Raw genomic sequence first — 12,435 nt, 5'->3', positions numbered from 1 at the left:
AATGTCACCTGGATTGAACTCAAGCCTTAAGCCGAGCCACCATGCAAACCGTCAAGATGTACACCACCCAGGTCTGCCCCTACTGCGTCCGGGCCAAGATGCTGCTCAAGCAGCGCGGTGTCGAGCACATCGAAGAAATCCGCGTTGACCAAGACCCGGTGCAACGCCAGCACATGATGCAGATCACCGGCCAGCGCACGGTGCCGCAAATCTTCATTGGCGACACGCACGTGGGCGGCTGCGACGATTTGATGGCCCTGGACCACCGGGGCGGTTTGATGCCTTTGCTGGGCGCCTGACCCACCCCCTCACCTGAGGGGGCAGGGAGAAGGGCGCCGCGCGGCCTAGGGCTACACCAAGTTCAACCTTCCTGGGCAATTTCTTGGACTGGGCTTCGGGCCACAAAGACCTGCCCACGGACGAAGCCGCGCTGAAAGCCTGGTCCGAGAACACGACCGCCTTCAATGCGCGCTTCCCGGCCGGCATGCCCAAGACCAATGCCTGGGGCCAGGTGATGGGCTTGCTGGGCAAGGGCGCGCCCGACCCGGTCGCCTTCTACCGGCCACAGGCCCCGCGCTGCGCTTACTTCAAGACGCTGCTGGGCACCAAAGTCAACACCAGGCTGGAGGGCCGGCTTGGGTCGTTGTAGATGGTGCTCACATTGCCATTGGCCTTCAGCTGCTGTGGTGTGGCCCAGATGCCCTGCGCCTGGTTGCTGGCGCTGATGGCAATGCGCAGCTTGTGGCCCTTGCGGATCAGTGCCGCAGCGGGGAAGACTTCCACCGGCACCAGCATGGCCTGGCCAGGCACCACGGCCTGCTTGGCCGCCAGGGTGAAGGGGTGCCATGGCTGGACCATCACGCCATTGATGTAGCGCGAACGGCTGGTGTCGACCGCGCGGTGGCTGGCGGACTGCAGGCCGGTCGAGATGGGGGTGGCATTGCCCCACACATCCACGTCATCAATGCGAACCGCCACGGCCGCTTCAGTGTTCGTGGCCGACATCCAGATGTCAGCCTGCATGGGGCCGTTGATGTACATGTCTTCGGTCAGGGGCGCGGTCTGGTAGATCAGCGCCTTCTGCTCTTTTTCGACAGTGTTGCTGTTGGTGTAGCAAAGCTTGGGCAGCAAGCCGCCAATGCCCAGCGACCACTGCACATAGCTGGACGAGCAATCGCTGCCATCGTTCAAGGTCACCTTGGCCTGCACGGTTTTGCCGGTGTCGCTGGCGTTGTAGGTGATCACGGCGCCTTGGGGCTCGGCGATGGTGTGGCTGGCTTCAGGCAGCCAGGGCGCCTGGGTGGTCAACTTCATGTTGCCGCGCAGGTAGTAGCGCTGCGGGACAGCCTTGGGGTGCGGCCAGTCGGTGGTGCTGGCAAAGCGATTGCCCAGGACGCCGTAGCCTTCCACGTATTGCGTGACGTTGGGCAGCGTGGCCGCGCCCGTGTTCATGCCGCGCAGGTATTGGTCAAACCACTGCAGCATCAGGAACTTGGTCGGCGGGGCGCCGTTGGCCGTGGCGTTGTTGGCGTCGTTCTGCGAGCTCAGCACCGCCTGGACATGGGCGCCCGGCACGATCAGCAGCTTGGTGGTGACGTTCCTCTTCAACTGTTCATAGAGCAAGGGCTCGTCGCGCTGGAAGATGTCGTTGGAGCCACCCAAGATGAAGGTGGGCACCTTGATGCTGGCGGCCTTTTCCAGGGGTGAGCGGGTCGACCAGAAATCGCCGTCGTCGGTGGCAAAACCCGTCAAGCCCGCCAGGGAGTTGTTGACCGTGGGCAGGTACCAGCTGTCGATGGCGGCAATGTGCTCTTGGTTGGCGGCTTCAATCTGTGTCGCAAAGGTGGGGTGCAGGCTTTTGGCGATGTCGTTCTGGACGCTCAGCGTCTGCGTCAGTGGCAGCCACAGGCTGATGAACTGAGCATTGAGCAAGCCCCCCACACCCACGGTTCCACGGTAAGAATCACCCATGGGCACTTGGGCAAACACGGCCTTCACGGCGGGGTTTTGCTGTTCAGCGGTCAGCAGGCTGGTGATGCCCAGGTAGGACGTGCCCGCCAGGCCCAGGTTGCCGTTGAACCACGGCTGCTTGGTGACCCAATCTACCGCTTCGCCATAAGCGGCCTGTTCGGCGGCGCCCAACAAGGCACCTTGGCCATCGGACATGCCGGAGCCCAGCACATCGACCGCGACCGAGATGTAGCCACGCTTGATCATGAACTCGTCTTTGCCGCCCACCAGCAGGGTGTTGCCAGTCACGGCAATGCTGCCCAGCAGTTGGCCCAGGTCAATGCGGTAAGCGGTCTGCGTCAGGACCGCGGGGAAAGCGCCCTGCACGGGGTTGCCCTGGGCATCGGCCGGCACGGAAACGAACACGGCCAGCTTCTGACCGTTCTTCATCGTGATGAACTGCAGCGGCAAGGTGACGGCCTTGGCATATTCCTCAGCACGCGAGTAGTCTTTCCAGGCACCATTGGCATTGGCCGTGACGGCAGGGTTGGCTTGGCTGAGGCTGCCGCGCGTGCCCAGGGTGGTGGTGGTCGCGGCCAAGGCGCTGGTGACGCCAGCGGTGAGCAGAATGGCGGCCAGACTGCTGAGTGCGAAGGCGCGCACGCCCTGGGTGGATCGTTGCATGACGGAGTCTCCTGTTTTGATCCAGCAAGCGTAGGGCGCACCAACACAGCGGGCATTGACTTGAACGGCCACTTTGTAACCCCCAGGGGTGTTTTCTAGGGAAAGCCCCGACCATTGCAGGCGCGCTGGCGCATGGAAAACCCCCAGACTGCTCCCCCATGCGAATCTCTCCCATCAACCTGAAGATCCTGGCCTACACGCTTGACTTGGAAGGATTCAAGGCCAGCGCGGTGCTGAGGCGGTGTGGCATCGAGTCGTTCGATGACCTGCAGGAAGATGGCGAATGGGTGTCGGCGGATCTGTTCGACCGCATGATGGCCGCCACCATTGAGGAGACGGGCGATTCGGCCTTTGGCCTGGTGGCGGGCAAGAGTCTCGCCCTGATGCGCTACGGCGCCATCACACCGTTGGTGCTGCCCACACCCAGCCTGCGCCACATGCTCAACGACATTAAGCGCTTTGCACTGCTGGTGCTGGAGCGCTCCGAGGTTGAACTGGCGGAGACCGCGACCACCGCCCGCCTGGTGGTGCAGCCGGTGGTTCAAGGTGGTTTGAGCGGCCACTTCCGCATGGCCCAGGTGGCAACCAGTTCGGTGCAGATGCTGCGTTTCGTGGGTGCGAGCAACGCCGACATCCTCGAGGTTTCTTTTCCACATGCGCCGCCAGCAGAGCATGAACAACGCTATGTGGCCACCTTTGGGCAGCGCCTCAGCTTTGGGCAAAAGGAGTGCTCGATCACCTTCAACCGGGCGCTGCTGGACGTCAAGCTGCCCAGCCACGACCCCGTCGCCTATGTGGCGGCCAGAACGCGGGCGGACTCGCTGCTGGCCGCGATGAAGGCGGGCTCGGACATGGCGGACACCGTGCGCGCGTGGCTGCTGAGCGCGTTTCCACGGCTGCCCAGCGTGACTGAAACGGCAGCGCATCTGGGCATGAGTGAGCGCAGCTTTCGCAGACACCTGGGCATGCTGGACATGACGCATGCCGGGCTGGCCCAGGAGTGCCAGCGCCTGACGGCAGAGCGGCTGCTGGCCGAGGGCAAGCTGCCGCTCAAGCAGATCGCCGAGGCGCTGGGGTTTTCATCGGTGCACAGCTTTCACCGTGCCTTCAGAAGGTGGTCGGGCCTGACGCCGTCGGACTGGCGGGAAGGTCGGGGCGGCAAGGCCCAGCCCTAGGGAAAGGCTCACGCCTTTTTGATGAACTCGGACTTCAACTGCATCGAGCCGAAGGCAAGCCGGCACGCCAATTGCCCTCCAACCTGGCTTGATCGGCGACGCGCCGTCATCAACCCCTGAAGGAGCCCCGCCCCATGGAAGACCTCGACACCCTGGTCCTGCGCACCGTGCTGCGCTGGCAGACCGATGGCCTGCCGGTGGTGCTGGTCACCGTGGCGCGCACCTGGGGATCTTCACCACGGCCGCCAGGCTCGCTCATGGCCCTCAATGGCCGGGGCGAGGTCGTGGGCTCGGTCTCGGGTGGCTGCATTGAAGACGACCTGATCCACCGCCTCCGCGAAGGGGGTGTGGCAGCGGCCTGCGCCACCGACGCACCCGCCGTGCTGCGCTATGGCATCTCGGCCGACGAGGCGCACCGCTTCGGCCTGCCCTGCGGCGGCACGGTCGAGCTGGTGCTGGAAGCGGCGGCCCCACACAGCCGCCTGCCTGAACTGCTGCAAGCCTGCCAGCAACGGCGCAGCACCGAGCGGGTGCTGGACCTGCGCACAGGCCACGTCACCTTGCACGAAGTTGAACGAGGCGGTCGGCACGATGGCGTGCCATTGCTCACCGGCACCCAACTCATCACCTGCCTGGGCCCTCAGAACCGCCTGATCGTGATCGGCGCAGGCGACCTGTCGCGCTTTCTTTGCCAGATGGCGCTGAGCCTGGGCTTTGAGGTGGTGGTGTGCGACCCGCGCGAAGAGCACCGCGCCAGTTGGGGCCTGGACGGGGTCGAGATCAGCCACGAGATGCCGGACGACCTGATCCTGAGGCTGCGGCCCGATGCCCGCACCGCCGTGGTCGCGCTGACCCATGACCCCAAGCTGGACGACCTGGCCCTGATCGACGCCCTGCAGTCCGAGGCCTTTTACGTGGGCGCCATTGGCTCGCGCCGCAACAGCACGCTGCGCCGCGAACGCCTGCACGAGCATTTCGAGGTGCCCGAGGCCGCGCTGCAGGCCCTGCATGGACCGGCTGGGCTTTACATCGGCAGTAAAACGCCGGCCGAGATCGCGCTGTCGATCATGGCCGAGGTGGTGGCCGTGAAAAACGGCATCCATCGCCGGGTAGCTGCGCCAGTAGCGCTTGGCAAGCTCCTGCATGACCAGGGCCAGGATGAGCCTTGCAGCGCGGCCTTGACAGCCCCCAGCTGCCTGGCCTGACATGAGCCCACCTGCCGTGCCGATGGCGGCCACCATCCTGGCCGCGGGCCTGGGCCGCCGACTGGGCCACCGCCCGAAATCAGCGCTGCAGATGGGCGGCACCAGCTTGCTGGAGCGCCTGATCGGCGCATTGCGTGGCGCAGGTCTTGAGCACGTGAGCGTGGTGATCGGCCCCTACGCCGAGACCTTGCTGCCCATCGCCCATCGCTGCGGCGCGCACACGCTGCAGCATGGCCAGCCCGACACCAGCCTGATCGATTCACAGCGACGGGCCTTGCAAGCCCACAGGGACCAAAGTGATGGCCACGACCTGTTGATCGTGCTGGCCGACTTACCCTGGCTGAACCACAAGCACCTCCATCCCTTGCTGGAGGCTTGGCAACAGCGCGCCGCCCCAATCCATGCGCAGATGCCGATCGTTGATGGCGTGCGCGGACACCCGCTGATCTTGACGTGTCAGGCCGCGCAGCAAGTGCTGGCCACGCCCGCCCACCTGGGCATCCGCGACTGGTTGGCCCGGCACCCCGACTTCGTCCAGCCCATCCCGACCGGGCAACCCGCCCATGTCACCGACCTGGACACCCCCAGCGACCTGGCGGCCCTGCAAGCCCACTGGCATCCTGTGCCCGTGTCCTGGCCTGCGCCTTGGGCAGATCAGTGAGCCCAACACTGCATCGGAGGCGGCATCATCGCGGTGCCTTTGCTGGTGCTGGGCTTTGGCATGGAGCAACCCATCGCGCAAAGGCACAGCCCTGGTGCTGATGGCGCCCAACCTGCTGGTGGGCTGGTGGCGCTACCACCAGCGCCATCCCATGCCATGCCATGGCAGGCCATCGCATCCATTGCCGTGTCGACCGCGCTGACGACCTGGCTGATCGTCCACGTGGCCACGCGGATGGATCCACTCCTGTTGCGGGCCATTTTCAGCGTCTTCATGGTGCTGCTGGCCATCCGCTTGTGGCGCACCGCCCAGCGGCATCCACCGTCAGCCCCGCAGGTTGAGCGCCGCTTGAACCTGCGCGTGCTGCCCTTCGTGGGCATGGTGGGCGGCTGCAGCATGGCGCTGCTCGGCATCGGCGGCGGCCTCATGGCGGGGCCCTTGCTGTCCGGCTGGCTGGGGCAGCGCCAGACCACGGCACAAGGCTTGTCACTGGCCCTGGTCGCGCCCAGTTCGGTGGTGGCCTTGGCCACCTATGCTGGGGCTCATCGCGTCGATTGGGCCTTGGGGGTGCCCATGACCCTGGGGGGCTTGCTGACCGTGTCAGCGGGCGTGGCCCTGGCCCACCGGCTGCCTGAGCGGCCCATGCGCTTGTCGTTCGCGGCCATCCTGATGGCGACGGCCCTGTGGTTGGTCGCGGGCCCGCAACCGATACACTGACCGACCAGGCCAAGCTCGGCCCCCTCGGCGCATCGCCATTGCAAAATGAACCCTGAAGACCTGCAGAAACTGGTCACCATGACCATGCCCTTCGGGAAACACAAAGGGGTGCTCCTGGCCGACCTGCCTGGCAACTACCTCCACTGGTTTGCGCGAGAGGGCTTTCCCAAAGGCGACATGGGCCGACTACTGGCCCTGATGCACGAGATTGACCACAACGGTTTGAACGATCTGCTCAAACCCCTGCGGCGCTGAGCGCACGCGAGAAAAGAACGCCCATGAAAACTTACGACATCGAAATACAGCGCCTGAAATCGGCGAAGCACCACAACGGCCTGATCGAAATCGGCGTTGATGTCTCGGTGCAAGCCCGGCCGGCGCGCGATGAACACACCGGCATGACGTGCCTGTCCTTGCCTGTTGACGACGCGCGCACCTTGCTGATCCTGCTCAAACAGCAGATCACCGAACTGGACAAATTGCTGCCGCGCAGCCGGCGATCGGGGCGCTGCTGAGCGGCTTGCATCGCGGTTTGTCGGACTGAGCCTACGCACCGGGTCGGCCCCCGCTGGCTGCATCCAGGCTCCTCCCTGGACATCATGGTGACTGAACTCACACCTGTCCACGGGAACACCGAGCATGTCCACCAGCACCGCGGTTGCCGCAGCACCACCCCATGTTGAGAATCCGCCCTGGTCCCTGACCGCACCGTTGTTCGTCGTGCTGAATGGCGGATCGGGCCATGTCGAGGCCCAGGAAAGGGTGGCCACCGTCAAGCGCGTCTTCCAGGAGGCCGATCGGACACACGAGTTGCTGGAAGTGAGCGACCCCCAGCATCTGCCGCAAGCCATTTCACGCGCCATTGACCTGGCCAGGTTGCACGACGGCGCCGTGGTCGCGGCCGGGGGCGATGGCACCATCAACGCCGTGGTGCAACAGGTGCTGCCCACGGGCCTGCCACTGGGCATCTTGCCGCAGGGCACCTTCAACTACTTTGGCCGCAACCATGGCATCTCGTCCGACATCGAAGAGGCCACCCGTTCGCTGCTCACGGCCCACCTCAAACGGGTGCAAGTCGGCCTGATCAATGAGCAAGCCTTCATCGTCAACGCCAGCATGGGCCTGTACCCCACGCTGCTGCAGGACCGCGAAGCCTTCAAGCAACGCTTTGGTCGAAGCCGTGTTGTGGCGCTTTTCGCCAGCCTGGCCACCATGCTGCGTGAGCACCGCGACTGGGTCATCAAACTGACGCTGGACGACACCACGCACACCATCGTCACCCCCACCTTGTTCGTGGGCAACAACGCGCTGCAGATGGCGCAGATTGGCATCCCTGAGGCGCCTGCCTTGCAAGAGAGGCAACTCGTGGCCATCGCCGTCAAGCCGGTGGGAAAACTGGCCATGCTGGGCTTGCTGTTGCGCGGCGCCTTGGGGCAGTTGGGCGATGCCGACAAGGTGTCCAGCTTCGCGTTCACCAGTTTGACCGTGTCACCCCGCCGCCCGCACCGGCCCAAGCGGATGAAGGTGGCCACCGATGGCGAGGTGATCTGGATGGACACGCCCCTGCACTTTCGGCCATCGCCTCGGCCCTTGTGGTTGCTGGTGCCCCAGTGAGTGTTTTGCTGCAGATCTCTGATCCGCATTTCGGGACTGAGCAGCCGCCCGTGATGGCCGCCTTGCTGAGGCTGGCCCAGGCGCAGCAGCCAGACATCGTCGTCTGGTCTGGCGACATCACGCAACGGGCGCGGCGTTCGCAGTTTGCCGCGGCACGCCGTTTTGCCGATGAGATCAAGGCGCCTCATCGCCTGGCCATTCCTGGCAACCACGACATCCCCCTGTTCAACGTGGCCGCCAGGTTGTTGGCGCCTTACGCCAATTTCCGCCGGTCCTTCGGCCCTGAGCTTGAGCCTGTCATTTCAAACCCGCAGTGGCTGGTGATCGGGGTCAACACCACGCGGCCTTGGCACCACAAGGATGGCGAAGTGTCGGCCGCTCAAATCGACCGCGTGGCCGCCAGGCTGAACGAAGCACAGCCTGGCCAAATCAAAGTGGTGGTCGTTCATCAACCCGTGTGCGTGACGCTGGACAAGGATCGCAAAAACCTGCTGAGGGGGCACGAAGCAGCCTTGGCGCAATGGGGTCAGGCCGGTGTCGATCTGATCCTGGGTGGCCACATCCATCTGCCTTATGTGGTCCCGCTGAAAGCCCTGCGCGGCGGCGCCGAGCATCCGTTCTGGGTGGTGCAAGCCGGCACGGCATTGTCGTCCAGGGTGCGGGGCAACACGGCCAATTCAGTCAACCTGATCAGACACCCCGCCTTGCCCGGGCAGCCTTTGTCCATCGAACGCTGGGACTTCAAGGCTGAGCAATCAGCCTTTGCGCCGGTCAGCTGATGCCCACCAAGGTATCACTGATCTTGCTGCAAACGCCCCAGCAAGTCTGCCGTGGGATGGCCATCCGCTGGCAATGCCATGCTGCGTTGAAAAGCGCGCAAGGCTTTGCGCGTGGCTGGCCCCATCTGGCCATCGGGTTTGCCGCTGTCAAAGCCACGTCGATTCAAGCCCGTTTGCAAGGCCAGCATCTCACCCCGACTCAAGGCGCGCAAATCCAAAGGCCAGGCAGCCTGAACGCCCGGACCACCACCGATGCGTTGAGCCAGCAAACACACCGTGAGCGCGTAGCTCGTTGAGTTGTTGTAGCGCAGGATGGCGCGGTAGTTGCGCCCCACGATGAAGGCCGGCCCACGCGCGCCCGCAGGCAGCAGGATTGTGGCGTCGGCCAACATTGGCCAAGGCGCATCGCCCAGGGCCCGCACGCCTTCTGCGGCCCATTGCGCCGAGGTTTGCTGCACCGCCGGGTCGGCACGGGCCGGATCGAAACCCGCAGGCAGCTGCACCTCCAGGCCCCAAGGCTCATCGGCCCGCCAGCCCGATTTGGCCAGGTAGTTGGCGGTGGACGCCAGCACATCGGTCATGCTGCCCCAGATGTCTCGGCGACCGTCGCCATCGGCATCCACGGCATAGGCCAGGTAGGACGAAGGCATGAACTGCGTCTGGCCCATGGCCCCGGCCCATGACCCGATCATGCGGCTGCGCTCAATGTCACCGTGCTGAAGGATCTTCAACGCCGCCAGCAACTCGCCGCGCGCCCAGGCTTCACGCCGACCTTCGAAGCCCAGCGTGGCCAAGGCGTCAATGACGGACACATCACCATAGTTGCCACCGTAGTTGCTTTCAATGCCCCACACCGCCATCAGGGTGGGGCCGGGCACGCCATACCGCGTGCTGGACGCATCGGCCTCCCGGCGAAGCTCCACCAGCTTTTGCTGGCCCGTGGCCACGCGCTGCGGCGTGATGACGCCGTCCACGTAATCCCACAAGGTGCGCGTGAACTCGGGCTGAGCGCGGTCCGCCTCCACGGCGCGATGGCGCAGTTGCACGCCATCCAGGGCCGTGTGCAAGGTGGCCTCGTCGATGCCGGCGGCGCGGGCCGTTTCACGGAAGTTCGCCACCCACTGCGCGAAGCGCTGTTCGGTGGGCACCTCGACGTCGCTGGGGGCTTGGGTTGGTGCCTGGGTGGCGGGGCCTGAGGCACAGCCTGACAAGACCGCCACCGCCAGCAGGGCAGACCGGATGTGAAGGGAACGAAAAGACATGAGAACTCCACTTGACCTTGCTGTGAGCAGCACAAAACGCCGGCATCAAGCAGTGCGGCGACATCACCATGCACTGCTTTTCCACCGCGACTCACCCGCCGCACAGTTTCAAAAATTGAGCGTTACTTCCAAGTAAGGTTCAATTTCTTATGCGTAGCTGCACAGTCTCGCAGATAGTCGGCCCTGCAAAATTCATCAGCCGCCCGAGAGTGACAACGACATGAACGTCGGGGACACGTCTGCCGTGGTCGTGGCAGGCAAGGCAGACCGGCTTGGTCGCGCAGACACGGCCCATAGGCACCGGGCGACAAAGGTGCCCAAGATCGACAAGGCGTCAAAAAGCCCTCTCAGGCCCAGCCGGGTGATCGCCTCAACACCAGTGTTCATGCGGGTTGTAGAGATTTTGCAGGGCCGACTACCCATGCGCAGGCCATTGCCTTCAGCGCGTTCCCGGTGTGCACCACTGCTGTTCGCACGGCACGCCATCGTGATTGCCATCCATGGCTGCGCCTGGGCAGTGATTGATGAACCACGTCGCCTCTTGGCAAGAAGTCACCTGCGAACAGTGGGTTCGACCGTCGCAGCGAAATGCGCTGGCAGCGGCCTCCTTGCCCACCAGCGGCATGGGCTGGCTTGGCGCGGGCGCCGCGACAGGTGGCATGCGCTCAAGCTCTGCGCGGTGCGAGTAGCCCTTGTACTGCTTGACGCCATACGCGCCCAGCGCCATCAACAGCACCATGGCGATGGCCTTGCCTGCCAGACCTTGGCTGGGGGCGCCAGGACGAATGGCCCGCGTGGGCGGCAGCTTCTGGATGCCAACGGCCTGTCGAACCACCCGCACGGCTTGTGATTTCCCGCCGTTGCCCGCCTCTACCTGGTAGGAGAGCGCCTCCCCAGCGGTGGGCCGCGAACCATCGTGGGGGAAGGCACTGATGTGGACGAACAATTCGCGGCCGCCTTGGCTGGGTGCGATGAAGCCAAAGCCCTTGTCGTCATGCCAAGTGCGAAGAATCCCTGCATGCTGGATTGCCAAGTTCACTGCTCCATCGCTGGGTTAGTCCTCCAGGGACAGCATGTTCAAGTCCCCCTGGTTGTAAGTCACCCTTTTGCCTTGAACGATCTTGTACCGCTTCGAACCGGACTTGATCGAACCATTGTGGTGGACGAGCTCGAACGGTTTCAACAGGGGAATGGTGTGCGAGGTGCCGCGGTATCCCCTGACAAAGCCGATGTCCATCTTCATCGCATGAGCTTTTTCCACGAACCTTTCCAGGAAGTCAGCTCGGCCGACATCGCAACTCTTGAAGATGATGCAACCTGCCTTCGTGAGCCCCCATCGAGAAAGGGCGACCGCCAGATCGTGCACCTCTTTTTCGGCAACCGTCGTCTTGGACCCGTGGGCCACGATCAGCACGGTGTCCTCCAGCGTGACGCCTTCGAGCACTCCCGTTTTCAACGTCGTCCAATTCGAATCCGCCTTGCTCGAAGGGTTGGTGGTATCGGGCGCCACGAACTTGAATTCTTTGGCGAGGCTGTAATATTTTCGATACGTGGTCGCCGACTCGTTGATGGTTGAGTCTGGGCTGAGCTTCAGCAAGTAGGTATTGGGCATGATTGACACCGTGGTTTTTTAAAAAGCGCCGATGGACAAGCAGTTAGGGCGCTGCGCGAATGCACGTTGAAGTGGTGGCAGTGGTCATGGCCTCATTTGCATTTCTGCTCTGCCATTTCCATGGATTCTATTTCGACACCGTTGCAAATTGGTTTGGGCAGGGCACAAGCAAAGTACTCTTTTCCAAGGCGACGAACTTCGTGGTTGATGCTCAGTTGGGTGGCGTAGTTTTGCCCTAGTTTGCGTTCGCAAGCTGTATGCCGTTCAAGAACTCTGGCCCGGCATTGCGCGGCCGTGTGCTTGGTAAGCGCAACATCGTCGGCATTGGATCTGCCGCAGAAATCAACGGCCTTCTGCTGCCAAAGAGAAAAAGCGATTTCTCTGGGTATGGGGTGCTGATCTACCGTAGATAGGCTGTAGCCCTGTAGCTTGTCCGAGGCTTTGTGTTTGGTCCATTCTTGATAGCCAAAGTAGCCAACAACCAAGAGCGCGACAAGGTAGATGAACGACTTGATGATGAACTCCCGTTTGTAATATTTGAAGGCCTTGCAGGCTGCTGAAATACCTACCGATCAAGTCCACGCCCCAGGGGCGTGATGCGTTATCAGCGTAGCACCTCAACGACCTGAAGCAACACCCCCTATGCGCGGCGCCGACAACCCGTGATGGAGCGCATTGAACTTTGCATGAACCGCCCACTGCGGACCCGCATGGTGGGTGGTGTGTGGGCTGGGGCGCGAAGTCAGCGTACAGCAGGTTCACTCCGACTGCGTTAG

15 protein-coding genes are annotated in these 12,435 nt (G+C 63.5%); 10 read left to right on the top strand and 5 right to left on the bottom strand.

The features are described 5' to 3' along the window. Positions 1-41 precede the first annotated feature (41 nt). Together grxC and H7225_RS14195 are read left to right on the top strand one after the other, a co-directional pair. Positions 42-299, top strand: a complete 258-nt coding sequence (grxC, locus tag H7225_RS14200; RefSeq protein WP_290662919.1) for a glutaredoxin 3 — start codon at positions 42-44, stop codon at positions 297-299. Between the two features lie 83 nt (positions 300-382). After that, positions 383-649, top strand: coding sequence for a hypothetical protein (locus H7225_RS14195; protein ID WP_290662917.1), 267 nt, complete (start codon positions 383-385; stop codon positions 647-649). On the opposite strand, the gene H7225_RS14190 is transcribed toward H7225_RS14195, so the two are convergent. Then, a complete protein-coding gene (locus tag H7225_RS14190; protein WP_290662915.1) occupies positions 583-2,634 on the bottom strand; it encodes a CocE/NonD family hydrolase in 2,052 nt (683 codons plus the stop codon). The genes H7225_RS14195 and H7225_RS14190 overlap by 67 nt on opposite strands. A 158-nt stretch (positions 2,635-2,792) precedes the next feature. Between H7225_RS14190 and H7225_RS14185 the strand changes: the two genes are divergently transcribed. From H7225_RS14185 to H7225_RS14150, 8 genes are all read left to right on the top strand, one after another. After that, on the top strand, positions 2,793-3,809 hold the full coding sequence (locus tag H7225_RS14185; protein WP_290662913.1) for an AraC family transcriptional regulator: 1,017 nt from the start codon (positions 2,793-2,795) through the stop codon (positions 3,807-3,809). Between the two features lie 134 nt (positions 3,810-3,943). Continuing rightward, a complete protein-coding gene (locus tag H7225_RS14180) occupies positions 3,944-5,014 on the top strand; it encodes an XdhC family protein (RefSeq protein ID WP_290662911.1) in 1,071 nt (356 codons plus the stop codon). Between the two features lies 1 nt (position 5,015). Beyond that, a complete protein-coding gene (locus H7225_RS14175; RefSeq protein WP_290662909.1) occupies positions 5,016-5,675 on the top strand; it encodes an NTP transferase domain-containing protein in 660 nt (219 codons plus the stop codon). Positions 5,676-5,687: 12 nt separating this feature from the next. Next, on the top strand, positions 5,688-6,392 hold the full coding sequence (locus H7225_RS14170) for a sulfite exporter TauE/SafE family protein (protein WP_366481570.1): 705 nt from the start codon (positions 5,688-5,690) through the stop codon (positions 6,390-6,392). 45 nt (positions 6,393-6,437) lie between these two features. Continuing rightward, complete coding sequence (locus H7225_RS14165; protein WP_290662907.1) at positions 6,438-6,647, top strand: DUF3820 family protein; 210 nt, start codon at positions 6,438-6,440, stop codon at positions 6,645-6,647. Between the two features lie 23 nt (positions 6,648-6,670). Then, complete coding sequence (locus H7225_RS14160; protein WP_290662905.1) at positions 6,671-6,907, top strand: hypothetical protein; 237 nt, start codon at positions 6,671-6,673, stop codon at positions 6,905-6,907. A gap of 124 nt (positions 6,908-7,031) precedes the next feature. Next, positions 7,032-8,006, top strand: a complete 975-nt coding sequence (locus H7225_RS14155; RefSeq protein WP_290662903.1) for a diacylglycerol kinase family protein — start codon at positions 7,032-7,034, stop codon at positions 8,004-8,006. After that, on the top strand, positions 8,003-8,785 hold the full coding sequence (locus H7225_RS14150; protein ID WP_290662901.1) for a metallophosphoesterase: 783 nt from the start codon (positions 8,003-8,005) through the stop codon (positions 8,783-8,785). Before H7225_RS14155 ends, H7225_RS14150 begins: the two co-directional genes overlap by 4 nt. A 14-nt stretch (positions 8,786-8,799) precedes the next feature. Here H7225_RS14150 and H7225_RS14145 read toward each other — a convergent pair whose 3' ends face one another. From H7225_RS14145 to H7225_RS14130, 4 genes are all read right to left on the bottom strand, one after another. Next, positions 8,800-10,047 (bottom strand): lytic murein transglycosylase, encoded by a 1,248-nt coding sequence (locus H7225_RS14145; RefSeq protein WP_290662899.1) that lies wholly within the window; start codon positions 10,045-10,047, stop codon positions 8,800-8,802. Positions 10,048-10,486: 439 nt separating this feature from the next. Beyond that, positions 10,487-11,080 (bottom strand): cold shock domain-containing protein, encoded by a 594-nt coding sequence (locus tag H7225_RS14140; RefSeq protein WP_290662897.1) that lies wholly within the window; start codon positions 11,078-11,080, stop codon positions 10,487-10,489. 21 nt (positions 11,081-11,101) lie between these two features. Next, on the bottom strand, positions 11,102-11,659 hold the full coding sequence (locus H7225_RS14135; RefSeq protein WP_290662895.1) for a hypothetical protein: 558 nt from the start codon (positions 11,657-11,659) through the stop codon (positions 11,102-11,104). Positions 11,660-11,751: 92 nt separating this feature from the next. Continuing rightward, positions 11,752-12,144, bottom strand: a complete 393-nt coding sequence (locus tag H7225_RS14130) for a hypothetical protein (RefSeq protein ID WP_290662893.1) — start codon at positions 12,142-12,144, stop codon at positions 11,752-11,754. Positions 12,145-12,435: the final 291 nt, after the last annotated feature.

Source organism: Aquabacterium sp. (genome assembly GCF_014378415.1).
Lineage (GTDB): Bacteria > Pseudomonadota > Gammaproteobacteria > Burkholderiales > Burkholderiaceae_C > Aquabacterium.
This window is presented reverse-complemented; position numbering and strand designations above follow the sequence as displayed.

Excerpts from the sequence above, each read along its gene's own strand:
- H7225_RS14155 (WP_290662903.1), top strand. The coding sequence starts at position 7,032 with ATGTCCACCAGCACCGCGGTTGCCGCAGCACCACCCCATGTTGAGAAT.
- H7225_RS14185 (WP_290662913.1), top strand. The coding sequence starts at position 2,793 with ATGCGAATCTCTCCCATCAACCTGAAGATCCTGGCCTACACGCTTGAC.
- H7225_RS14160 (WP_290662905.1), top strand. The coding sequence starts at position 6,671 with ATGAAAACTTACGACATCGAAATACAGCGCCTGAAATCGGCGAAGCAC.
- H7225_RS14165 (WP_290662907.1), top strand. The coding sequence starts at position 6,438 with ATGAACCCTGAAGACCTGCAGAAACTGGTCACCATGACCATGCCCTTC.
- H7225_RS14190 (WP_290662915.1), bottom strand. The coding sequence starts at position 2,634 with ATGCAACGATCCACCCAGGGCGTGCGCGCCTTCGCACTCAGCAGTCTG.
- H7225_RS14145 (WP_290662899.1), bottom strand. The coding sequence starts at position 10,047 with ATGTCTTTTCGTTCCCTTCACATCCGGTCTGCCCTGCTGGCGGTGGCG.
- grxC (WP_290662919.1), top strand. The coding sequence starts at position 42 with ATGCAAACCGTCAAGATGTACACCACCCAGGTCTGCCCCTACTGCGTC.
- H7225_RS14135 (WP_290662895.1), bottom strand. The coding sequence starts at position 11,659 with ATGCCCAATACCTACTTGCTGAAGCTCAGCCCAGACTCAACCATCAAC.
- H7225_RS14175 (WP_290662909.1), top strand. The coding sequence starts at position 5,016 with ATGAGCCCACCTGCCGTGCCGATGGCGGCCACCATCCTGGCCGCGGGC.
- H7225_RS14180 (WP_290662911.1), top strand. The coding sequence starts at position 3,944 with ATGGAAGACCTCGACACCCTGGTCCTGCGCACCGTGCTGCGCTGGCAG.